Genomic DNA, 22852 nt, shown 5'->3' with positions numbered 1-22852 from the left:
AGTTGATTTTTAATTGTTGTCTTCTTGTTTGTCTATATTTAAAATGGTAATGGTGGATTTAATGGGGACGTTTACCCCAATTTTATTTTTGTCCCCGTGATATCCGTAGGAAAGGGAGGATGGAAATAGGAAGGTGGCACTTTCCTTTTCCTTTAAAAGTTTTATACTATTTCTCAGGCCGGGAAAAAGATCTTGCTTATCTACCTTATAGGTTATGGTCCCGATATTCTCTTTGGAGTATATGGTGTCATTGTTGAAGGTTATAACGTTATATTGTAGCGTAACCAGGTCATCCGTTTTTGGGCGGTAATCCGTCTGGTCGTTCTTGTGGATGTAATGATACCAGGAACCGTTGCCACTGGAGAAATAGCTGTTCAGGGAGTCGCCCTTAATAATTTCCATTATCTGTTTTTCTTCCTTTGCCAATAGGTCTTTATTGCGTTCCACCGATTTTTGTAAAATACTCCCCGTTTTAACTTTGACCGGCCTACGCGGTTCCGGCCCCTTACAGTTGGTTAAGGCGATAATAAGCAAAAAATAAATTAGGTGTTTCATGCGTTTAGGTCATTTTTATATTGGGGTAGGAGGGACTTAAATTGGCTTATTGTTTCTATCATGGAAACATCGCTTCTTCCCCCCGCGGCATTGGTGTGTCCGCCTCCGTTGAAATGGGCCCTAGCAAATTCATTTACAGAGAAATTACCTTCCGATCTAAAAGAGATTTTGATGATTCCTTCCTCCCGATTTTCAATAAAAATAACGGCAAAAACAATTCCTTCCAAGGTTAGGCCATAATTAACAAACCCTTCGGTATCCCCCTTTTTGTAATCGTAGCTATCCAGTTCTTCCTGGGATAAGGTGATAAATGCCGTATTGAACTCCTCCAGGATGACCATGTTCTTTAAGGCACAACCTAAAAGATGCAATCTACTTGGGGTGTTGGTGTCGTATACCTTGTTGTGCGCTTCCGTATTTTTGGCACCTTGTTCTATTAATTTGGCAACGACCATATGTGTCCGGCCGGTGGTGGAAGAGTATTTAAAGGACCCTGTATCCGTCATGATACCGGTATACAATGAAATGGCAAGATCTGGGGTTATGCTCTCAACATCGTTTAGACCTTCAATTACATTGAAAACCATTTCACATGTGGAACTCATGCTAACATCCGAATACATAATTTTGGCATAACTATCCGGTTCCTGATGATGATCTATCATTACAAATGTGGCCGATGTACCTTCCAATAAAGATTGTAATTGCCCAATTCTTCCCAAATGATTAAAATCTAAAGTGAATATTACTGTGGCATTTTTAATGAGGGAAGTGGCGGTTGGGGAGTCTCTTTCAAAGTTGACTATTTGTTCCTGTCCCGGCATCCATTTTAAGAATTTGGGAAAATCATTGGGAACAATGATGGTAGCATCTTGACCTTTGCCCTTTAGGTAGTGCCAAAGCCCCAAAGTAGAACCAATAGCATCCCCGTCCGGATTTTTGTGCGGGATAATTACAATTTTCTGGGGTTTCTCCAGTATCCCCGCAATAGCTTTTGCAATCTCTAAATTCATGGGCGCAAAGATACAATTTAATAATATATGGCATTGTTCCAGGAATCTATTTTTAATACTGGGTATAGGGGAACCTTCAATACTCGAAAGGGATGCTTTTGGTAAAAGGAAAAACACCGCCAGCTACAGGAATAATTTAACCCATTTAAGCAAGTTTTTCCAAGAGTTGATAACGCCCCCGATTTGGCCTGGGTGGCGTTACTTTTATAAATAGGCCGAAATAATCTTGGTTTATTTCTTGAAAAATATTGAAATTATAAGGAACAATAAAATTTTTGTCAGTGTAATCATAATAGCGTTTTTAATGATTGATGAATAGTGTAATACTCGATTATCCAGTTAAGATATGCAATACCTGGGCAGATAACCAAAACCTACCGATGGAATCGATACAATTAAATACAATTTTATAATGAAAATAATGGATTATATTATAATTTTGTCAACTATCTCTTGTATAGTGTTTAATTATGAAATAGCAAAAGGGATTAAGCCTGTTAATATGTAATAAAATAATGCGTATTTATAATTGTTTTTCGGTTTGCAAGGGGGGGGTGATAGTTAAAGAGGCCTTTTTTGTTGTTTTTATTCTGATCGAAGTAAACTTAAGAAGGCTTTTATTAAATTTTCAAAGTTTTCCTATTGTAGATGACAAAATTCTATTTCGCAAGATTTTCCTTAATTTTTGACCCTGACCCTAAAGCCCGCCTGGCCGCCCGTTCCGGTACTGAAGGGAACGAAGTAGTCGGGCAGGGGAGAAATCAAAGAAAATTAGGCTCCCCTGCCTACCGTACAGGCCGGCTTTAGGGTTTGTGGTAAAACGGATTTTCCGCGAAACCTTGTGAAGACGGTTTTTGTCATGTACTTAGAAGATTTCCTCAAGGGAGGGGTTGAAGGTAAAAGTCGGATTCTTGGTTATATTTGCCGGAAAACTTTTTCATGTTCGATATACTTTTTATTGTTTTGGGATTGGTATTGTTGATTGCAGGAGGAAATTGGCTTCTAAAAGCGGCGGTTGCCCTATCGCTAAAGCTCAATATACCGAAGATAGTCATAGGTATGACGGTGGTTTCCTTTGCTACTTCTGCCCCAGAGCTAATAGTTAGTGTAAATGCCGCTTTGGAGGGCTTTCCGGATTTGGCGCTGGGAAATGTGGTGGGCTCCAATATTGCCAACCTAGGTTTGGTACTGGCAATAACCATTATCCTCGGCAGTATTGAAGTTAAAAATAGTTTTTACACTACGGATTGGCCTGTAATGATGCTGGCATCCCTCTTGTTTTTCGGTTTTATTTATTTTGATGGACAATTACAAAGGTATGAGGGTCTGGTCATGTTGGTTGTGCTTTTTATTTTCCTGATTTATCTCTTGCGCTTTCAGAAAACTGCGGTTGTAGATGAATTTCCCGAGGATGATGTGCCGCTGCCGTTATATAAAACAGTGCTTTTTTTAGGTATTGGTGGACTTGCCCTATGGGGAGGTTCTGAAATGTTGATCAAGGGGGCCATTGGGCTAGCTACTTTTTATGGGGTTAGTGAGCGGATAATTGCGGTTACCGTAGTATCTGTCGGGACTAGTATTCCGGAATTGGCTGCCTCCGTAATTGCGGTGCTCAAGAAGGAAAAGGCAATATCTTTGGGAAACTTAATCGGGTCCAATATTTTTAACCTGTTGGCTGTTTTGGGCATAACATCATTGATTACCCCTATTAAAGTGTTGGATCAAGGTTTGTTGACCAACGATATTTTTTGGATGTTGGGCACATCCTTTTTAATCCTTCCCTTAGTGTTCTTGCCCAAGATGCTCAAGCTGGGATGGAGGGAGGGAGTAATTCTTTTGGTGGTGTACGCTCTATTTGTATATTTCACTATAACATAGGAGAGCGAATTACATTGGAAAATGTAAGTTTTACTAGCGAGAGTGTCGCGCTCGTGCTAGATAGCAACAAGGCCACTATCATAAAATAAAGTGCAAAAAAAACCGCCCCTCTTTCTCAAAAGGAACGGTCGGTAAAAATAATCAACAATTATTTTTTTACTCTTTATATTTTAACGGACTTCACCGTTTTGACTATTCTTCCTGCAATTTTGTATGGATCTCCATTGGAAGCCGGTCTTCTATCTTCCAACCAACCTTTCCAGCCTTTTTGTACTGTAATGATCGGTATTCTAATAGAGGCACCCCTATCGGAAATTCCATAGCTAAAGTCATTGATGGAGGCTGTTTCGTGTTTACCTGTAAGTCGTTGTTCGTTAAACTCGCCATAAACGGCTATGTGTTCTTTTACAACGGGACGGAAGGCCTCGCATATTTTTTCATAAACTTCCCTGGAGCCACAAGTTCTCAAGGTAGAATTGGAGAAGTTGGCGTGCATACCGGAACCGTTCCAATCAGTATCACCAAGTGGTTTAGGGTGGTATTCAATATAATAACCATGTTTTTCGGTCAATCTATCCAAAAGATATCTTGCTACCCAAATTTCATCACCTGCTTTTTTTGCACCTTTGGCAAATAACTGGAATTCCCATTGTCCACAGGCAACTTCCTGGTTAATTCCTTCAAAGTTCAGCCCTGCTGCTATACAGGCATCGGCATGTTCCTCGACCAAATCACGGCCGTGGGTATTTAGACCTCCAACGGAACAGTAGTACATCCCCTGAGGTTTGGGATATCCACCCCTAGGAAATCCTAAAGGAAGTTCTGTTTTGGTGTCCATTATAAAATATTCTTGCTCAAATCCAAACCAGAAATCATTATCCTCATCTTCAATAGTAGCCCTACCATTGGATACGTGGGGGGTACCATCAGGATTCATCACCTCGGTCATTACCAAATAGCCATTAACACGATGTGGATCCGGATAAATCGCCACAGGTTTAAGTACGCAATCCGAAGATCCTCCTTCAGCTTGGCGGGTTGAACTGCCGTCAAAAGACCAGATTGGGCAATCTTCCAGTTTACCGCTGAAATTGTCCTCGACCTTTGTTTTGCTCCTCATGTTTTGAGTGGGCTCATACCCATCCAACCAAATGTATTCTAATTTAGACTTGCTCATAATATGTATTGTTGATTTTTATTATTAACGCAGACAAAAATAATAATTTCCACCATATATGCCATTTTTTAGTGGGTTAAATGATAATAATGATTAAATTTTTTTTGAGACCCCTATTTTTTTAGGGGTAAATTATTAAATATGTATTTTGTGCGGATTATTTTTATGAATTGCTATTTTTGTTAAAAAATGAATTTATGTCAAATCAAAGATTTAAGGCTATAGCAAGCAGTCATTCCAGGCCTGTTATGAATGTAGAGGAAACCGGCAGACGTTCGGAATACTTTGGGGTAAATGTGTTCAATGAGGAACGTATGTTACAGTATTTGACCAAGGATGCCTATGACAGGGTAAAGGCAGCCGTGGTATCCGGGGTTAAAATAGACCGAAAAGTTGCCGATCAGGTAGCAGAAGGGATGAAGACCTGGGCAATATCCATGGGGGCTACCCATTACACGCATTGGTTTCAACCGCTTACGGGAACCACAGCGGAGAAACACGATGCTTTTTTCGATTTTTCGCCTGAAGGAAGGGTTATGGAAAAGTTCGGCGGGGGCCAGTTGGTACAGCAGGAATCCGATGCTTCCAGTTTTCCAAATGGGGGCATCCGTAATACTTTTGAAGCCCGGGGCTATACGGCATGGGACCCTACCTCACCGGCATTTTTATACGGAACTACCCTTTGTATACCCACTGTTTTTGTGGCCTATACAGGGGAGGCCCTAGATAATAAGGCCCCGCTTTTAAGGGCCTTGAACGCCATGGATGAGGCGGCGACAGCGGTAGCCAAATTCTTTGATAAAAATGTGTCCAAGGTCTATGCCACCTTGGGGTGGGAGCAGGAATATTTTTTGATAGACAAATCCTTGGCCTTTTCCAGACCGGATATAAGTTTGGCCGGCCGTACCCTAATTGGCCAATCCGCTGCAAAGGGGCAGCAATTGGACGACCATTATTTTGGTGTCATTCCAAACCGCGTATTGAATTTCATGAAAGATTTGGAGAAGGAATGTACCAAATTGGGGATACCTGTAAAAACCAGACATAACGAAGTAGCTCCCAATCAATTTGAGTTGGCCCCCATCTTTGAAGAGACCAATCTGGCCGTAGACCACAATCTATTGTTAATGGATGTCATGGAAAAGATTGCGGATAGGCATTTCTTTAAAGTGTTGTTTCATGAAAAGCCCTTTAAGGATATAAACGGGTCCGGAAAGCACAATAATTGGTCCTTATCTACCGATACCGGGGTCAATTTGCTTAGTCCAGGGTCTACCCCCATGAAAAACCTCCAGTTCTTGACTTTTTTCGTGAATACGATTAAAGCGGTGGACAATTATGAGGAATTATTGCGTTCTTCCATAGCTTCGGCAAGCAACGACCATAGGTTGGGGGCCAATGAGGCACCTCCGGCTATCCTCTCCATTTTTATTGGCGAACAGTTGAACGAGGTCTTAAATGAGTTGGAAGGGGTTACCAAAGGGAAATTATCGCCCGAGGAAAAGACGGAATTAAAATTGAACGTGGTAGGTAAAATTCCGGAAATCCTTCTGGACAATACCGATCGTAACCGTACTTCACCCTTTGCCTTTACAGGCAATAAGTTTGAAATGCGCGGCGTTGGTTCCAAGTCCAATTGCGCTAAACCAATGACGGTACTGAACACCATTGTGGCCAAGCAGCTTATGGCGTTCAAAAAAGAGGTAGATCAATTGGTGGATAAGAAAGGGCTTAAAAAGGATGAGGCTATTTTTAATGTCCTAAGGGAATATATCAAGACCTCCAAAAGAATTAGGTTCGAGGGGGATGGCTACAGCGAGGCATGGGAGAATGAGGCCAAATCCAGAGGCTTGAGCAATAATAAGAATACCCCACAGGCATTGCAAGTACTGACCTCCAAAGAAAGTTTGGCACTGTTCAAGTCCATGAACGTTATGAGCGAAATTGAGGTGAGGGTTCGGCAGGAGGTAGAGTTGGAGGAGTACATTCTTCATATTCAGATTGAAGGCAGGGTATTTAATGAGCTGGCTTATGGCTATATCATCCCTGCCGCAGTGGAGTATCAGAATAAATTGATAAAAAATGTGGTAGGCCTAAAGGAAATTTACGGTGCCGCCCACAAGAAAATGTCGGAAAGTCAGTTGGATATTGTCGAGCGGATTTCCGAGCATATCCGTGCTATTAAGATCAAGACCGATGCCATGGTAGATGAGAGAAAGAAGGCCAACAATATGTCCGATATAAATAAAAAAGCTTTTGCCTATTGCGATAATGTAAGGCCGTATTTTGACGAGATTCGTTACCATTGTGATAAACTGGAACAACTGGTTGGTGATGAATTTTGGCCATTGACCAAATATCGGGAACTATTGTTCATTAAATAATCTGGACCTTTATAAATATTGAATTAAAAGCCCGCAATTAGTGGGCTTTTTTTTATGGATTCCCCTATTTTTGTCGCAAACATTTATTCATGAGCTCATCAACTAGCAAAAGATACGATCAAAGAGGGGTTTCCGCTTCCAAGGAGGATGTCCACAATGCCATAAAAAATATTGATAAAGGTCTCTTTCCCCAAGCTTTCTGTAAAATTGTGCCCGATTACCTCACGAATGATAGGGAGTATTGTTTAGTGATGCATGCCGATGGTGCAGGTACCAAATCCTCCTTGGCCTATATGTATTGGAAAGAGACAGGAGACATTTCCGTATGGAAAGGAATAGCGCAAGATGCCCTGATCATGAATCTCGATGATCTTATTTGTGTTGGGGCGACGGATAATATTATGTTGTCCTCAACCATTGGGAGAAACAAAAACTTAATTCCCGGAGAGGTCATATCTGCCATAATCAATGGAACGGAAGAGTTGATAGAGGACTTGGAAAAGCATGGGATTACGATAAGATCTACAGGAGGGGAAACGGCAGATGTAGGGGATTTGGTGCGTACCATTATCGTAGATTCCACAGTAACGGCAAGGTTGAAAAGGAGTGAGGTCATCAATAATGCCAACATTAAGGCGGGCGATGTTATTGTGGGTCTATCTTCCTCAGGACAGGCCAGCTATGAAAAGGAGTACAATGGTGGTATGGGGAGTAATGGGCTTACCTCTGCAAGGCATGATGTTTTTGCCAAATACTTGGCGGAAAAATACCCGGAAAGCTATGATGTGGCAGTGCCGGAAGATTTGGTGTATTCCGGAAATGTTAGGTTGACCGATGAGGTCCCCAATACTCCCGTGGATGCAGGGAAATTGGTGTTGTCCCCAACCCGAACCTATGCACCAATTGTAAAAAAAATTCTCAGTAAATATAGGGCGAACGATATTCATGGAATGGTGCATTGTAGCGGAGGCGCGCAGACCAAAATTCTTCATTTTGTTGATAACCTTCATATTGTAAAGGATAACCTGTTTCCCGTTCCTCCTTTGTTCCAATTAATACAGGAACAATCGGGGACCGACTGGAAGGAGATGTACCAAGTTTTTAATTGTGGACATAGGTTGGAATTGTATGTAAATCCCTCAATTGCCGAAGATCTTATCGGTATATCGGAAAGTTATGGGGTCTTGGCCCAGATTGTGGGCAGGGTGGAAGGGAATTCTGTTAAAAAACTCACAATTAAAAGTGAGTATGGCACCTTTGAGTATTAAGGCATACGAATACACTTTTTCCGACGTTATTTTATAAAGAAATTACGTTATGGAAAGAAAGCAATTCTTAAGGACCTTAGGTACCGGAGCGGCATTTGCCCTTGCTTTTCCCTGCTTACACGGTTGTTCCAAAGATAATGACAATGGCGATATTGTTGAAATCCCGGAAGGTGTAGATTTCACTATTGATTTGAATTCCTCCGAGGGATCCAAGTTGGCGGACAATGGAAGTTTTATATTAAAAAACTTGGTCGTGGTGGTCAAGGATTTGAATGGTAACTTTGTAGCGGCCAGTCAGGTCTGTAGCCATGAATCATATGATCAAGTTCGTTTTACGACCAATAATGGAGGTATTTTTCATTGCGATGTGCATGGATCCCGGTTTGATCTTGACGGCTCACCTTTAAATCAGATAGATAGCAGTCCGGCCAAACCCCTTAAAATATTTAAAACGGAGTTGGAAGGGCAGATTCTTCGCGTTTTTGAATAATCCGATCAAATCCAAATTTTAACCTACAGACCTACATGGGATTTTCCTTAATATCATTCTTCGGACTCTTATTTTGTGTATATGGGTCCTTTCCTATGTCTTATTTTCGTATTGCGAAGTCATTTACATTCCCCGACCTAAGTAATAAGGCAATGGTTTATGGGCTTTGGTCTTCAGGGAGCGGATCCGCGATCTGTAAAGGCAATACACTTACCCCGGGCAATACACGGAAAGGTTCCATGTTTAATATTCTTCAAGGGTGAGGGCATTATTTTCCTTTTTAATATTTTGTTCGGTAATTATGGGCCATTCGCAACAACCCAAGTATGTTACCGTACATCGATCCGTAAACTTAATGGGCGGTAAATTTGATATTACCGTAGTGGCCGATAATGAAGAAATAGGCTATATAAATATTGAAGAGGCAGTTTCTGAAATTAAAAGGATAGAAAAACTGGTATCTTCCTGGGACGAGGAATCGGAAACCTCGGAGATCAATAAAAATGCCGGGATAAAACCGGTGAAGGTAAGTGTGGAACTATTTAAGCTAATTGAAAGGGCGAATCAGATTTCTGAAATAACCAATGGGGCATTCGATATTACATTTGCGGGCTTGGAAGAGATCTGGAAGTTTGATGGTTCCATGAAGTTCAGACCTACCAAGGACGATATAATACAGTCCGTAAGCAAGGTAGGGTATAGAAAAATTATTATGAATGAGGAAGATAGAACGGTCTTCCTACAATTGAAAGGGATGAAGATAGGTCTAGGGGGGATAGCTAAAGGCTACGCTGCCGATATGGCCAAAGAGTTGTTAGTGGAGAAACAGGTTCGCGCCGGGGTCATCAATGCTTCCGGTGACCTAACTACCTGGGGTACAAAGGCTACAGGGGAAAAGTGGTTGATAGGAATTGCAAATCCACTGAGCAAGGACAAAATATTTTCGTGGCTGCCAGTTCTGGAATCTTCTGTAGCTACTTCTGAGAGCTATGATAAATATATCACTTTTGATGGAAGGAAATATTCGCACATTCTGGATCCCAGAACGGGAAAACCCATTTCCGGCATTAATAGTGTCTCGGTCTTTTCAAAGACCGCTGAATTGTCGGATGCTCTGGCTACCGCTATTTTTGTACTTGGAGTGGATTCGGGTATGGCGCTGATCAATCAATTGAAGGGAACAGAGGCCATTATTGTGGACGATAATAATATAATGCACAAAAGTAGTGGTGTCTTAATGAATTGAGTCCTAATTAATATATCCCAGACCCTTAAGTTCTTTCATGTCCCCTATTTTTTTGGAACATCCATTTTTTAAAAGATAGACCGTATCGCTGATCGCCAGGATATCATTGTAAAAATGATCCGTAAGGACTATAATACTCTTTTTCTTGACTTGTTGGATAAGGACCTTGAATTTCTCGATATATATGGGTGCTATAAAAGAAAAAGGTTCGTCCAGAAGTATAATTTCCTTGTTGGACATGAGTACTAAGTATGTTTCCATAACCCTAATTTCCCCGCTGGACAAATCTTTTACCCTAGTCTCGCCGTATTCTTGAAAATTTTCGAAAATGTTAATAAATTGTCCCCATGGAACATTGAAAAGACCAAAGGTGCGCTTCATGCTCAACTCCTTGGGCACAAGGGGGTATTGCGGCAAGTAACCTATTTTTCCTGTAGTGTATAATGGTCCTGGAAGGTGTTTTCCATTGCAGCGGATGTTCTTGTATTTTGGTTGTAGGTCCCCAAATAAAATTCTCAACACGGAGGTTTTTCCACTACCGTTCCTTCCAAGGATTCCCGTAATTTTACCACGTTCCAATTTAATGTAAATTCCGTACAGGATCTTTTTACCGTTATATTCCAGTTCAACGCTATCTATTTCCAAGGTCAAAATAAACGGAAGATGTTAATGAATAATAGGGTTATGAAGATGTCCAATAGAAATGAAATTAGGATAAGTACTGTTTTGGACATACCAAAATTGTGATAAAACGTCAAGCGCATTCGTAGGGCAATATCAAAATAAGACAAAAAGATCCCTAGATAAAACAATATCTTGGAACTTAGGATCATGGCATTTAAATTGGATATCTTAAAAACAATACCCCCGGTAAATAACATAAAAACCGTAATTATAAAGGATATCCAAAGATAAGGCCTGGCAAAGAGGAAAATTAATTGATAGTTTCTAAAATTGAAAATAGAATTCATCTATTGAACGGGATATGCTTAAATGTACAAAATTATCGTAAATTCGCAGTCCAAGTGTAGATAGTATATGATAGATAAATTAAACATAGTAAAGCAACGTTTTGATGAGGTTTCGGACCTGATAATCCAGCCTGGAATTATTGCGGACCAGAAGCGTTATGTGGCGCTGAACAAAGAATATAAGGACTTAAAAAAACTTGTGGACAAGAGGGATCTATATTTGGAATATACCAATAACATATCCGAGGCAGAGGAGATTCTGTCCGATGGCAGCGATCCCGAAATGGTGGATATGGCCAAAATGCAATTGGAGGAAGCCAAGGAAAAATTGCCCAAATTAGAAGAGGAGATTAAATTTATGCTGATTCCTAAGGATCCGGAAGATTCCAAAAATGTAGTGGTGGAGGTAAGGGCAGGTACCGGAGGGGATGAAGCCAGTATTTTTGCGGGCGATCTTTTCAGAATGTACACCAAATATTGTGAATCCAAAGGATGGAAAACGAATGTAATCGATCTTAGCGAAGGTACTAGTGGCGGGTATAAGGAGATACAGTTCGAAGTTACCGGCGAGGATGTGTACGGTACCCTTAAATTTGAAGCAGGGGTACACCGGGTACAACGCGTTCCACAGACCGAAACCCAGGGCAGGGTACATACCAGTGCCGCTACGGTAATGGTACTTCCCGAGGCCGAGGATTTTGATGTTCAGATAGACCCCAAGGAGGTACGGATAGATTTTTTCTGTTCCTCCGGACCAGGTGGGCAATCTGTGAATACCACCTATTCTGCTGTGCGTCTAACCCACCTTCCTACTGGTTTGGTGGCACAGTGCCAAGATCAGAAATCGCAGCATAAAAATAAGGAAAAGGCATTTAGGGTGTTACGCTCCCGTTTGTATGATATGGAATTGGCCAAAAAACAGGAAGAGGATGCCGCCAAGAGAAATTCACAGGTTAGCAGCGGGGATCGTTCGGCTAAAATTAGAACTTATAATTATCCTCAGGGCAGGGTAACGGACCATAGGATCGGATTAACGCTTTACGACTTACAGAACATTATTAACGGCGATATTCAGCGTATTATAGACGAATTAAGTTTGGTGGACAATACGGAGAAATTAAAGGAAGCCTCTGAGATATTTTAATTTTCATGACCACTGATTTTTTAGTAGGACAGATCCGAAAAAAGGAATCCTTTCTTTGTATAGGGTTGGATACGGACTTGGACAAAATTCCCAAACACCTCTTGCGGGAGGATGATCCTATTTTTGCATTTAACAAAGCCATAATCGACGCTACACACCATTTATGTGTGGCCTATAAGCCCAACACTGCATTTTATGAGGCCTATGGAATAAAGGGATGGCAGGCTTTGGAAAAGACCATAAATTACCTGAATATCAATTATCCGGAATTATTTACCATCGCAGATGCCAAACGTGGAGATATTGGTAATACTTCTTCCCGTTATGCCACAGCCTTTTTTGAGGATTTGGGATTCGATTCGGTTACCGTAGCCCCCTATATGGGACGGGATTCCGTGGAACCATTTTTGGCCTTTAAGGATAGGCATACCATATTATTGGCACTAACTTCCAATATGGGGGCGTTCGATTTTCAGACAAAAATGGTAGACGGAAAGGAGCTGTACAAGCAGGTGCTGGAGGTTTCAAAAACCTACCAAAATTCGGAAAACCTGATGTACGTTGTGGGTGCGACCAAGGCGATTTTTTTGAGGGAAATACGAAATATTGTTCCACATAGTTTTCTTCTTGTACCAGGGGTAGGGGCGCAAGGTGGCAGCTTAAAGGAAGTGTGCCAATATGGAATGACCAAAAATGTAGGTCTCTTGGTAAACTCTTCCCGGGGAATTATATATGCCTCGGACCAAGAAAATTTTGCTCAAGTTTCTGTGGAAAAGGCAAAGGAACTGCAACGGGAAATGAGCTTGGAACTTAAAAAACTATGAACGCCTTAATGGGTCAAGGTCTGGATGATTTTTTGGATTCTGATGGCTTTCAATTCAAAGAATTCGGCAAGTTTAGAATCGGAATATTTTTTGCTGATGGCTTTGTCCATGAAATTTTGGTATTGGTATTCCAAATAGCGTAATTCTTTGGATCCTTTGGTTATGGAGGATATCGCACCAACTTTACAATATTGATTTTCCATATAATTTTTTTCTTACAAATATAATTGAAAGCGGAGGTTTGGGAGAGCTATCCAAAAGTGCAGTCATCCAATAATCAGGTAATTTGTCTATTTTTAGCCTTGAGGGCATGTTAGTGTTATATTTTGATTTATTTGTTCCCCAATAGAGTGTATTGGTTTTAACACTACATTTATAAAAATTGAATCTTGATCAGTTATAATATACATAGGCATAATACCTCTACCCAATGGGTGACTTTTGTACATGGTGCGGGAGGTAGCTCCACTATTTGGTACAAGCAACTTAGGGAATTTAAAAAGCATTTTAATGTACTTTTGTTGGATCTAAGGGGACATGGGAACTCTAAGGTATATCTGAATGATGCCTTTAAGGAAAAGTATACTTTTGACAATATAACCGGGGATATATTGGAGGTGATCAATTTTGAGAAGATAGAAAAATCCCATTTTATTGGAATTTCCTTAGGTACCATTTTAATTCGAAATTTGGCGGAGAAGCATCCCCATAGGGTAGAAAGTATGATTATGGGAGGGGCCATTATGAAATTGAATTTAAGGTCACAAATATTGATGAGGCTTGGTGTTGTTCTAAAATCCGTTGTCCCTTATTTATGGCTGTACAAGTTTTTTGCCTTTGTAATTATGCCCAATAAGAACCATAAGGAATCGCGGTTACTCTTTGTTCGAGAGGCAAAAAAATTGTGTCAAAAGGAGTTCATTAGATGGTTTAAATTAACATCGGAGATTAACCCATTGCTTCACTTTTTTAGAACGGTAGATATCAAAATTCCTACACTCTATGTGATGGGGGCGGAAGATTATTTATTTTTGCCCACTATCAAGCAAATGGTTTTGGCTCATAAAAGTGCCGAGCTGGTTGTGGTGAAGAACTGTGGGCATGTGGTAAATGTAGAACAGCCTAGGTTCTTTAACGATACCGTCATAAAATATCTTTTGGTAAAATAATCGGAAGGTTTTTCCAAGGCCAAAGACTGCAACTGGATTCCACATTCATGCTTAGACCGGATGTTAGCCGGGTTCACAATTAGTCATGACCCCATCCATGTAGGCTTTTCTGGGGCGCAGATAAAAAAAACCGGTGCTCCCACCGGTTTTAAACTAACTAACTCAAAAATACTAACTCAACTTTTTTATACGGCGTACAACTGTATCGCTATTTTAGGAAAACAAAGGATTGTAAGACGTCCTTGTTAATATGTAACGCTAATTAATTGGGTTTATTGTGTAAACTATCCATTAATTGTTCCCATTTAATCCTGTAGGGCAAAAACTTTTTTCAATACTTCGGTGGTTCTGGAAGAAACCTTGTTCCTTATTTCCTTTTCCTCAATGGCAATCATAGTAAATACCCCATTTAAAGCCTCTTGTGTAACATAATCCGTGAGGTCCGGATTTACATTGTTCGTAAGGGGAATGTTGTTGTATCTGGTAATAAGATTGTTCCAGATCTTGTCGGCCCCCACTTTTTCAAAAGAATTTTTAATTACAGGGTTAAACTTATTGTAGAGTTCGGTCTGCGTAGTGTTGGTAAGGTATATGGTTGCAGCGTTGTCCGATCCCAAAAGAATACTTTTGGCGTCGTTAAAGCTCATCCCCTTAACGGCATTGACAAATATGGGCGTGGCTTCGCCGACCGCATCCTCTGCGGCCCTGTTAAGAATTTTTAGGCCTTCATCTGCCAGACTGGAAAGTCCAATATCCCTTAGGGTCTTGTCTACTTTCTGCAACTCCTCCGGGAGCATAATTTTAACCAGCTCATTTCTATAAAAACCATCCGTTTGGGTAAGTTTGCCTACTTGTTTGTCGATACCCATATTTAAGGCCTCCTTTAATCCGTTTGCAATTTCGGCGTTGCCAAGGGTACCTCCTTGGGGCAATTGATTTACCACTTGTTGTAATTCCGAACACCCAATACATTGAAACAGGATGATGGCTAAAAAGATTTTTTTCATTGTAATATTTTAGGGTTATATCTATAACTTATGCTATTGGGATTTAGTACATATAATTATGAGAAAATTACGGTCTTATTATTGTATACCATTGTTTTTCTTCTAATGTGCAGCTTTACGGCTCTGGAGAGTACAATTTTTTCCAAATCCCGTCCCTTGGTTATAAAGTCCTTGATGCTGTGCGCATGGGTTACAGTGGTAACATCCTGCTCTATAATGGGGCCGGCATCCAGTTCCTCGGTAACGTAATGGCTGGTGGCACCTATAATTTTAACCCCCCTCTCAAAGGCGGCATGGTATGGTTTTGCACCGGCAAAGGCAGGTAGAAAGGAATGGTGAATGTTAATGATCTTATTGGGGTAATTGTCGATCACCTTACTGCTTACAATTTGCATATATCTTGCCAGTACTATAAAATCTATTTGATATTCTTTTAAAAGTGCCAACTGGCGATTTTCGGCTTCACTTTTTGTGCCATTTGTTACCGGCACATGAAAAAAAGGAATATCAAATTGTTTGGCCACATACTCCAAATCACTGTGGTTGCTGAGGATGAATGGTATTTCAACCTCCAGTTCGCCCGAATTGTACCTGCTTAACAAATCGTATAGGCAATGATTGTATTTGGAAACAAAAAGTGCCATTTTGGGTTGTACGGATCCCAAATACAAACTCCACTCCATTTGGTGGGGCAGGGCCAGTTCCTTTTCAAATTCTTGCTTCAAATTTTTGATGACCGGAATGTTCTTTTCAAAATCGCTTTCCAGTCTCATAAAAAACACCCCTGCTTCCTTATCTACGTGCTGGTCAATATAAATAATATTGCCCCCTTTTCTATGTATAAATCCGGTTACCGAACTTATAATTCCGGATTGGTCGGGGCAATTAATGAGGATAGTTGTCTTCAAAGTGCAATGGTTTAGGGGGCAAAATTAGGATTTTAGGTAGGAAGTACTCCGGTTGTAGGGTATTTTTATATAATTACAACAATATTGATGTAATTTTTACATTTTTATTAAATCGTGTCCCGATAATGGTCCTTTTTTTATCTATAAAAGGTGAGTGACCCACCAATCCCATTTCTCCAATATTCACTTAGAGGGTTGAAGGTGATTACCATAGCGCGAGTTATTGCCTTGGCCCAAAACAGGCATGAAGATATTGAAAAAGATCTATCGGGCTAGTGGGTGTTAAAAGGTGTGTGAAGTAAAATGGGATACATAAAAATAGGAACACTTAGCTTCTGATGGATCGTCTCCATACTTTATACAATCTTCTGAAACTTTTAATTTCGCTCCTTAGAAGATTTAAGTATTCCTTTTCCTTGACCCCGTCCTTTTCCAGACCGGTACAATAGGAATTTATATTTCTTATGATAACATTGATAAAGGAAGCACTTCGCATTCGGGCAGCATAGCAATCGGCGCGCTCGGCCACTTCAATTTGCTGCGGTATTAAAATGGAATCGGTCAAAAGGGAATCTACCATGATATCCCTATGGCTATTGGATTGGTACAACTTAAGCAAATCCTTGTTGTAGGATAGGTACGAGGCTATTTCCCTGCTCATCCGTAAAAGATCCAAGGATTTCCTGTAAATGGGAATCGTACTTAAGTTTTTGTAAGGCATTTTTATTGAAAAATTCTGATATATAAAATTACGTTGAAATTAGCAAAGTTAAGTTTATATAACAAAGTAAAATTGTATTTTAGCTATTGAATATTAATATTTTTAATTCATTTTATTTTGAATACAAAGATAGATGTCCTTAATTGGAAGATTTTAAAATTACTTCAGGAAAATGCCAGGGAATCTTTTGCCAATATAGGCCGGAAAGTGGGCCTAACGCCCCCTGCGGTTGCGGAAAGGGTAAAGAAAATGGAAGATACTGGGATTATTTCAGGTTACAAAGCAGTGGTGTCCCATTCACATACCGGCTATCAACTAAAAGCTATTATTACGCTGAGGGCTTTTATGGGGAAGTTACGGCCTTTTTTGGAAATTGTAAATACCTATGAAGAAGTTGTTAATTGTTATCGGATTACGGGCAATGAAAATATTATCATGTTAGTGGTATTAAAGGATCAATTTCATTTGGAAAAATTTATAGACAAGCTTATACAATATGGGGAGACGCGGACCCATATTATTCTGTCCGATGTAGTGTCTAATGCGCCCATTAAAAAAAGAGAGGTGTAATAATGGTGGTTAAAGGGGATGGTTGAAATTAAAAGTGGTTGGCGGCTTTGGGGTTATATTTTAATTATTTACTTTACTTTGTTGTAACGCCAAGTTAAAAAGAGCTGACAGTAATTTGTACTATGACAATCCTTAGCTTTGACTAGGATGTTTCGGAGTGTCTGGGTTGCTATTTTATTTTGGCTAGATATTTGATGACAAGAATTCTATGAAACGGGTATAAACAAAATTATTTTTTTTGCATACCTCCCGATAGTTATCGGCACAAAATAAATAAATTCCCTGCCTGCCGGCAGTTTAAAGCGAACCTGACCGTTAATCGTTAAAAAAATTGATGGCAGCCGGGAGAGCGAGGGTTGATTTATGTAGAAAATTTTTATGCCCCTGTTTTTTGATCGAATAAATTTTTTAAATAGATGAAAAAAATTATACTATTTCTGTTTCTTGGTGCCGGTTTATTGTGCAATTCACAGCAGATGACTTTGAAAAAAGGCGTCGTAATAGATTCCATTGCCATAAAGGATTCCATACCGGAGAGCTATTCGCTGTATATTCCCACCAGCTTTGAAATGGATAGGAATTGGCCCATACTTTTTGTTTTTGATATGGAAGGAAAGGGGAAGCAGGCAATACGTATGTTTACCGGGGCGGCGGAAAAGCAGGGATATATATTGGCGGCATCGAACAATGTAAACGACTCCCTGAGTACTTCCCAGAATATTCTGATAACCGGAAGGATGTTCAATAATATTATTGGCCTATTGCCCGTACAAAAGAATAGGATCTATAGTGCCGGATTTGATAGCGGTGCCAGATTTGCCTCTGTACTTCCCATATTTGTTAAGGGGATAGCTGGGGTAATTTCCTGTGGTGCCGTATATCCCAATATGGAAATATTGGATACCAAGAATTTATTTCATTTTATAGGAATCGTAGGAAAGGAAGATTATGCCTATCCGGAAATGTTGGCAGGGAAGTCGCTCATGGGACGCTTAAAATTTCCCAATCAGTTACTGGTTTTTAACGGGGGCCATGTGTGGCCCAATAACCAATACCTCGGAAAGGCCATGGAAATCTTCACCTTATCGGCCATTGGCAAAGGTTTATCGGAGAAAGATGAAGGCTATGTTAATGATACTTATGCACAAAATTTGGAGGAAATTAATCTTTTGATCGGCTCCAATAGATTAATTCAGGCCGATAATTTATTGGATGAGGTCATCTCCGTATATAGGGTCCTGAAAGATATTGATTCCCTTAAGAAAATAAAGCGTGATCTTAATAAAAATAAGCTTTTTAAAACTAGGGTACGTAATGAGAACAACTCCTTTTTGAAGGAGTCCTTTATCAAGGAGGATTATGTGTATTATTTGGAAGAGGATCTGGCTACTTATAATTATAATAATTTGGGTTGGTGGATATACCAAATGGGGGAGTTAAAGAAGTATGATAGCAGCAAAATAGAGGCGGAAAGGGAAATGGGGAAACGCCTTTTGGGTTATGTTAATGCATTGATCGAGGATAATATAGATATAGTAAATTCAGGAACCCCGGTAGACCAAGAAGCTTTAAGCCTTCTGTGGATGATGAAGACAATAACAGATCCAATGGACCATAGCTATTATCTTAAAATAATATCGAATAGTGCAGAGATGGGGGATTATGGCACTTCCCTATTTTATTTGGAGGAATTATTAAAGAAAGGATATATGGACAAAGCCGAACTGTACCGTTTGGAAAATACGGCTTTGCTGCGTATAACCCCCGAGTTCAATGAGATTGTGGCCAAATACTTAAAGGACGCCCGTTATGAGACCATTGAAGAATAAGTTGAATGTATATGGTTAAATGGAGCAGGTAGTAACAGTTTACAGTTGGCAGTAGCAGTAGGCAGGAAAAAAGTTCAATGTTCAAAGTTTGACTTTGTCCGGATTTACAAAGTTCAAGATTCAAAGCGATCCTCTATATATTGATAAATTAACAAATTAGTACATTGGTACATTAATATAAGCTTCAATGTTTGAAAAATTCCCCTCTTGAGAGGGGTTAGGGGTGTGTATTGATGGAGATTGAGCGGAGTCGAAATCGGAGTGGACTCAAAGTTCAAGGTTTGTTTTTCTAGTTTCTAGCATCTAACATCTAGCATTTAATGTCTACTAAGCAACACTAAGCCTTTATGCACACCGGACTTGGGTGGGATTGGTCGTCATTTTTTTTATTCAATAAGAGGGATATTGTATTTTTACGGCAAAAGAAAGAAAATGAAGCAGTTGTTATTGGTCATATTGTTATTTTCATTGGGCTGTAAGGAAAAAAAATACCACGATCAAGAGCAAAGTAATCTAGTGGAACCGGAGTCCGGCGCCATAGAGGGTATCGTACAATTTCAGAAAAAGATGAATGAGGAATTCAAGGATCCCGAAACCTCGCCCTTGGCGGATAGGTATAGAAAGGATTTTACCACTTTGGATTTTTTTGAACCCGATACCACATATAGGATTGTTGCAAAGTTTACCAGAACACCGGAGGCCTTGCCTTTTATGATGCCTACCACTACGGAACGGGAAACGGAGGAGGTCGTTTTTGGGGTAATAACCTTCCATCTAAAAGGCCGGTCCCATAAATTGGAGGTTTATCAAAATCAGGAATTGATGCATCAGGAAAAATACAGGGAATACTTGTTTTTGCCTTTTGCCGATCTAACTAATGGGGAGGAGACATATGGCGGGGGAAGATATTTGGATTTGACCATTCCCAAAGGCAATACGATTCTTTTGGATTTTAACAAGGCCTATAATCCCTATTGTGCATATAATCCAAAATATTCGTGTCCGTTGGTACCCCAGCAGAATAGGCTGGATATTCCCATTATGGCAGGGGTGAAGGCGTTTAAGAAGGAGTAAACTACCCCGGGGCAAGCCCAGGAGGCATTGAAAGGAAATTCAAGTTTGATTTCGATGCCCGCCTTAACGGAAACGGGCAGGCAAGCTTTGGAACACCTTCCTGCGGCAGGCAGGTTTAAATCTCGATTATCGAGTAAAAATAAAGAAGCCCCGCTTGGAGCGGGGCTATAAATAATAAACTCAATTTTTTAGAAAGAATACACGGCCGCTAGTACAAATGAGGATAAACTCTTTTGTGCGGCTAAATCCTTGTCCAGAAAATTAAAGGAATCATCCGATGCACTATCCAAGCGCAGTTCTGGCTTGATCATTAAGTTGCCTATAGTAGCACTACCTGTAAGGGTTACGGCAAAAACACTGGAATCCTCAACTCCCGTTCCTATAGCACCATAGTCTCCTGTTTCTGTAAAATATTCACCTCTTAATCCCAAGGTGAAGTTTTCGGAAGTGGCGTATTGCGGATATAGTGCTACCCCGGCAAAACCAATATCGTCATTATCGTAAAGGGCTGCGTTGATTCCCAAGAAGAACTCGTCGGACAAATCAAAACCACCTGTAAAGTCAATTTCAAACGCTCCGTCATCCGCTAGGAAATTTAGGAACTGACCACTATATCCCAATTGGGCCCCGAAAGCGTATTTATCGGTAGGATTCAATTCCGTTTGATCTGTTGGGTTCATGACGGCCAACATTAAGCTAAAGTCATCGGACAGGGCAAAGTCTGCTCTTAAACCGGTATGGGAGAAAGGGCCATAGGAAAACAGATAGGATGTACTGTAGTTAAAATTTGCAACAGGGGATATTACTTCGTAACCTAAAAAGGTATTAAAGTTACCAAATGTTAATTTAACGGATTCGCTTACATTCCAATATACGTATAATTGGTTTACAATATTTCCGGTAGCGGAATATAGGGGGGAGGCAAAAATAGCATCCGTTCCCCTAGGGCCAAAAACAAGATCGGCTACAAATCCAACATCTTCCCCATCGTAAGCGGCTATCACATTGGCCATACCTAAAGCAAAACCTGGTAAATTGGCAAATGAAGAGCCAGGTGCTGCATTGGGTAGCCCAGAGGTGTCGTCAAAACCGTTATCACCATTAAAGTTGGTCCTGTAGTAAGCATCCACACTTCCGCTGAGACTAAATTTTTTGGCTTCTTCCTCGTCTTCTTGGCCGAAAGTTGCCATTGAGGCAAGGGCGCATGCAAATAATAGTAAATTTTTTACGTATTTTGTATAAATAATCGTTTTCATAATTCAATTGTTTATGTCCTTAGTAAGGATGTTATCTAATTATTGAGTTGTTGTATTGAAAAAGGGTTATAAACGGAGCGTTCTGCAAAACGCTCCGTTTTCTTATGAATTTATTATTAGTGTTGGTTCAACCTGAAGTCGGCATAAGCATCCATTCCGTGCTCATGTAAGTCCAAACCTTCCAACTCTTCTTCCTTGGAAACTCGTATTCCGGAAGTTTTCTTGATCACGGATAGAATAATGAATGCTGTTAGGGCGCAGAATACCCCGGTGGCAGCAACCCCTGTTAATTGATATAAAAACTGTGTCACTCCCGCTTTAACTCCGAATATACCTACTGCCAAGGTACCCCAGATACCACAAATAAGATGCACTGCAACTGCTCCCACGGGATCATCCAGTTTTAATTTGTCTACCAGCGCAACGCCAAGGACAATAATAACCCCGGCCAAGAGCCCAATGATAATAGATTCAAAGGGCGACATTAAATCCGCTCCTGCCGTAATTCCGACAAGACCACCTAAGATACCGTTCAGCATCATGGTAAGGTCATAGTTTTTGTAAAGTATTGTAGAGAAAATAAAGGCTCCCATACCACCTGCAGCTGCTGCCAGGCATGTAGTAACCAATACTATGGAAGTACCTGCCGGATCTGCCGATAGTACGGATCCCCCGTTAAATCCAAACCATCCCAACCAAAGAATAAGAACCCCTGCGGCTGCCAATGGAATGTTATGTCCGGGAATGGCGTTTGGCTTTCCGTCTTCGTCAAATTTGCCAATTCTTGGTCCTAATATAAAGATTGCGATCAAGGCTGCCCATCCCCCTACGGAATGCACCAGGGTAGAACCTGCAAAATCATGGAAACCACCTTCTTCACCGCCAAGTGAAGATAGGAATCCACCGCCCCATTGCCAAGACCCTACTATAGGATAAACCAATCCCACATAGATTATGGTAAATATCATAAATCCACCTAGTTTAATACGTTCTGCTACTGCTCCGGAAACTATGGTTGCCGCTGTTGCTGCAAACATGCCTTGAAACAGAAAATCCGTCCAATAGGTGTATCCCTCATTGTAGCTTAGGTCCAAGCTGCCATCCGGTAGTATCGGAGCTTCAATTCCGAATCCTGCAAAACCAAGATACCCGTTGAAATCCCCTGGGTACATAAGGTTAAAGCCTCCTACATAATATATGAGGAGTCCGATACATATAATAAATACGTTCTTGAATAAAATATTGATCGTGTTTTTTTGTCTGGTAAGTCCGATTTCTAAAAGTGAAAATCCTAAATGCATGAAGAATACGAGAGCCGTACATATCATCATCCAAACGTTATTTGCTGTAAATAATCCTACGTCCATG

The 22852-nt window shown here is 40.4% G+C and carries 21 protein-coding genes; 11 read left to right on the top strand and 10 right to left on the bottom strand.

The window, feature by feature from the left end:
- Nucleotides 1-9 precede the first annotated feature (9 nt).
- Complete coding sequence (gene gldI, locus D0S24_RS19460; RefSeq protein WP_117021504.1) at nucleotides 10-555, bottom strand: gliding motility-associated peptidyl-prolyl isomerase GldI; 546 nt, start codon at nucleotides 553-555, stop codon at nucleotides 10-12.
- A complete protein-coding gene (locus D0S24_RS19455) occupies nucleotides 552-1568 on the bottom strand; it encodes a bifunctional oligoribonuclease/PAP phosphatase NrnA (protein WP_117021503.1) in 1017 nt (338 codons plus the stop codon). The genes gldI and D0S24_RS19455 overlap by 4 nt, the downstream gene beginning before the upstream one ends.
- A 939-nt stretch (nucleotides 1569-2507) precedes the next feature.
- On the opposite strand from D0S24_RS19455, the gene D0S24_RS19445 reads away from it, so the two are divergent.
- Nucleotides 2508-3446, top strand: a complete 939-nt coding sequence (locus D0S24_RS19445; protein ID WP_117021501.1) for a calcium/sodium antiporter — start codon at nucleotides 2508-2510, stop codon at nucleotides 3444-3446.
- A gap of 163 nt (nucleotides 3447-3609) precedes the next feature.
- Here D0S24_RS19445 and D0S24_RS19440 read toward each other — a convergent pair whose 3' ends face one another.
- A complete protein-coding gene (locus D0S24_RS19440; RefSeq protein ID WP_117021500.1) occupies nucleotides 3610-4623 on the bottom strand; it encodes a glutamine synthetase beta-grasp domain-containing protein in 1014 nt (337 codons plus the stop codon).
- 197 nt (nucleotides 4624-4820) lie between these two features.
- On the opposite strand from D0S24_RS19440, the gene D0S24_RS19435 reads away from it, so the two are divergent.
- The 4 genes from D0S24_RS19435 (at nucleotide 4821) to D0S24_RS19420 (ending at nucleotide 10011) form a co-directional block, all read left to right on the top strand.
- On the top strand, nucleotides 4821-7007 hold the full coding sequence (locus D0S24_RS19435; RefSeq protein ID WP_117021499.1) for a glutamine synthetase III: 2187 nt from the start codon (nucleotides 4821-4823) through the stop codon (nucleotides 7005-7007).
- Nucleotides 7008-7096: 89 nt separating this feature from the next.
- Complete coding sequence (locus D0S24_RS19430) at nucleotides 7097-8275, top strand: AIR synthase related protein (protein ID WP_117021498.1); 1179 nt, start codon at nucleotides 7097-7099, stop codon at nucleotides 8273-8275.
- A gap of 49 nt (nucleotides 8276-8324) precedes the next feature.
- Nucleotides 8325-8765 carry a ubiquinol-cytochrome c reductase iron-sulfur subunit gene (locus D0S24_RS19425; protein WP_117021497.1) on the top strand — a complete coding sequence of 147 codons (441 nt, stop codon included), beginning with the start codon at nucleotides 8325-8327 and terminating at the stop codon, nucleotides 8763-8765.
- Nucleotides 8766-9066: 301 nt separating this feature from the next.
- Nucleotides 9067-10011, top strand: a complete 945-nt coding sequence (locus D0S24_RS19420) for an FAD:protein FMN transferase (RefSeq protein ID WP_117021496.1) — start codon at nucleotides 9067-9069, stop codon at nucleotides 10009-10011.
- Nucleotides 10012-10014: 3 nt separating this feature from the next.
- Here D0S24_RS19420 and D0S24_RS19415 read toward each other — a convergent pair whose 3' ends face one another.
- On the bottom strand, nucleotides 10015-10662 hold the full coding sequence (locus D0S24_RS19415) for an ATP-binding cassette domain-containing protein (protein WP_117021495.1): 648 nt from the start codon (nucleotides 10660-10662) through the stop codon (nucleotides 10015-10017).
- A 387-nt stretch (nucleotides 10663-11049) separates the two neighbouring features.
- Between D0S24_RS19415 and prfA the strand changes: the two genes are divergently transcribed.
- Both prfA and pyrF read left to right on the top strand, forming a co-directional pair.
- Nucleotides 11050-12126, top strand: a complete 1077-nt coding sequence (gene prfA, locus D0S24_RS19405; protein ID WP_117021493.1) for a peptide chain release factor 1 — start codon at nucleotides 11050-11052, stop codon at nucleotides 12124-12126.
- Between the two features lie 5 nt (nucleotides 12127-12131).
- A complete protein-coding gene (pyrF, locus tag D0S24_RS19400; protein ID WP_117021492.1) occupies nucleotides 12132-12950 on the top strand; it encodes an orotidine-5'-phosphate decarboxylase in 819 nt (272 codons plus the stop codon).
- Between the two features lie 5 nt (nucleotides 12951-12955).
- On the opposite strand, the gene D0S24_RS19395 is transcribed toward pyrF, so the two are convergent.
- Nucleotides 12956-13153 carry a hypothetical protein gene (locus tag D0S24_RS19395; RefSeq protein WP_117021491.1) on the bottom strand — a complete coding sequence of 66 codons (198 nt, stop codon included), beginning with the start codon at nucleotides 13151-13153 and terminating at the stop codon, nucleotides 12956-12958.
- Between the two features lie 186 nt (nucleotides 13154-13339).
- Here D0S24_RS19395 and D0S24_RS19390 point away from each other — a divergent pair, with 186 nt between their 5' ends.
- Nucleotides 13340-14119, top strand: a complete 780-nt coding sequence (locus D0S24_RS19390) for an alpha/beta fold hydrolase (RefSeq protein ID WP_117021490.1) — start codon at nucleotides 13340-13342, stop codon at nucleotides 14117-14119.
- A 305-nt stretch (nucleotides 14120-14424) separates the two neighbouring features.
- Here D0S24_RS19390 and D0S24_RS19385 read toward each other — a convergent pair whose 3' ends face one another.
- The 3 genes from D0S24_RS19385 to D0S24_RS19375 form a co-directional block, all read right to left on the bottom strand.
- Nucleotides 14425-15126, bottom strand: a complete 702-nt coding sequence (locus tag D0S24_RS19385) for a DUF4197 domain-containing protein (protein WP_117021489.1) — start codon at nucleotides 15124-15126, stop codon at nucleotides 14425-14427.
- 56 nt (nucleotides 15127-15182) lie between these two features.
- Nucleotides 15183-16034, bottom strand: coding sequence for a formyltetrahydrofolate deformylase (purU, locus tag D0S24_RS19380; protein ID WP_117021488.1), 852 nt, complete (start codon nucleotides 16032-16034; stop codon nucleotides 15183-15185).
- A 328-nt stretch (nucleotides 16035-16362) separates the two neighbouring features.
- Nucleotides 16363-16755 carry a hypothetical protein gene (locus D0S24_RS19375; protein WP_117021487.1) on the bottom strand — a complete coding sequence of 131 codons (393 nt, stop codon included), beginning with the start codon at nucleotides 16753-16755 and terminating at the stop codon, nucleotides 16363-16365.
- Between the two features lie 117 nt (nucleotides 16756-16872).
- On the opposite strand from D0S24_RS19375, the gene D0S24_RS19370 reads away from it, so the two are divergent.
- The 3 genes from D0S24_RS19370 (at nucleotide 16873) to D0S24_RS19360 (ending at nucleotide 20228) form a co-directional block, all read left to right on the top strand.
- A complete protein-coding gene (locus D0S24_RS19370; RefSeq protein ID WP_117021486.1) occupies nucleotides 16873-17325 on the top strand; it encodes an Lrp/AsnC family transcriptional regulator in 453 nt (150 codons plus the stop codon).
- A gap of 416 nt (nucleotides 17326-17741) precedes the next feature.
- The gene (locus tag D0S24_RS19365) at nucleotides 17742-19154 is read left to right on the top strand and encodes an alpha/beta hydrolase (protein ID WP_117021485.1); all 1413 of its coding nucleotides are present in this window, start codon (nucleotides 17742-17744) and stop codon (nucleotides 19152-19154) included.
- A gap of 432 nt (nucleotides 19155-19586) precedes the next feature.
- A complete protein-coding gene (locus D0S24_RS19360) occupies nucleotides 19587-20228 on the top strand; it encodes a DUF1684 domain-containing protein (protein ID WP_117021484.1) in 642 nt (213 codons plus the stop codon).
- 188 nt (nucleotides 20229-20416) lie between these two features.
- On the opposite strand, the gene D0S24_RS19355 is transcribed toward D0S24_RS19360, so the two are convergent.
- Both D0S24_RS19355 and D0S24_RS19350 read right to left on the bottom strand, forming a co-directional pair.
- Nucleotides 20417-21484: an outer membrane beta-barrel protein gene (locus tag D0S24_RS19355; RefSeq protein ID WP_117021483.1), complete on the bottom strand. Its 1068-nt coding sequence runs from the start codon at nucleotides 21482-21484 to the stop codon at nucleotides 20417-20419.
- 116 nt (nucleotides 21485-21600) lie between these two features.
- A complete protein-coding gene (locus D0S24_RS19350; protein ID WP_117021482.1) occupies nucleotides 21601-22851 on the bottom strand; it encodes an ammonium transporter in 1251 nt (416 codons plus the stop codon).
- Nucleotide 22852 lies beyond the last annotated feature (1 nt).

The sequence above is a fragment of the Arenibacter sp. P308M17 genome (assembly GCF_003426735.1).
Classification (GTDB): domain Bacteria; phylum Bacteroidota; class Bacteroidia; order Flavobacteriales; family Flavobacteriaceae; genus Arenibacter.
Note: the sequence above shows the minus strand (reverse complement) of the source record. Positions and strands in the feature narration are given on the sequence as shown.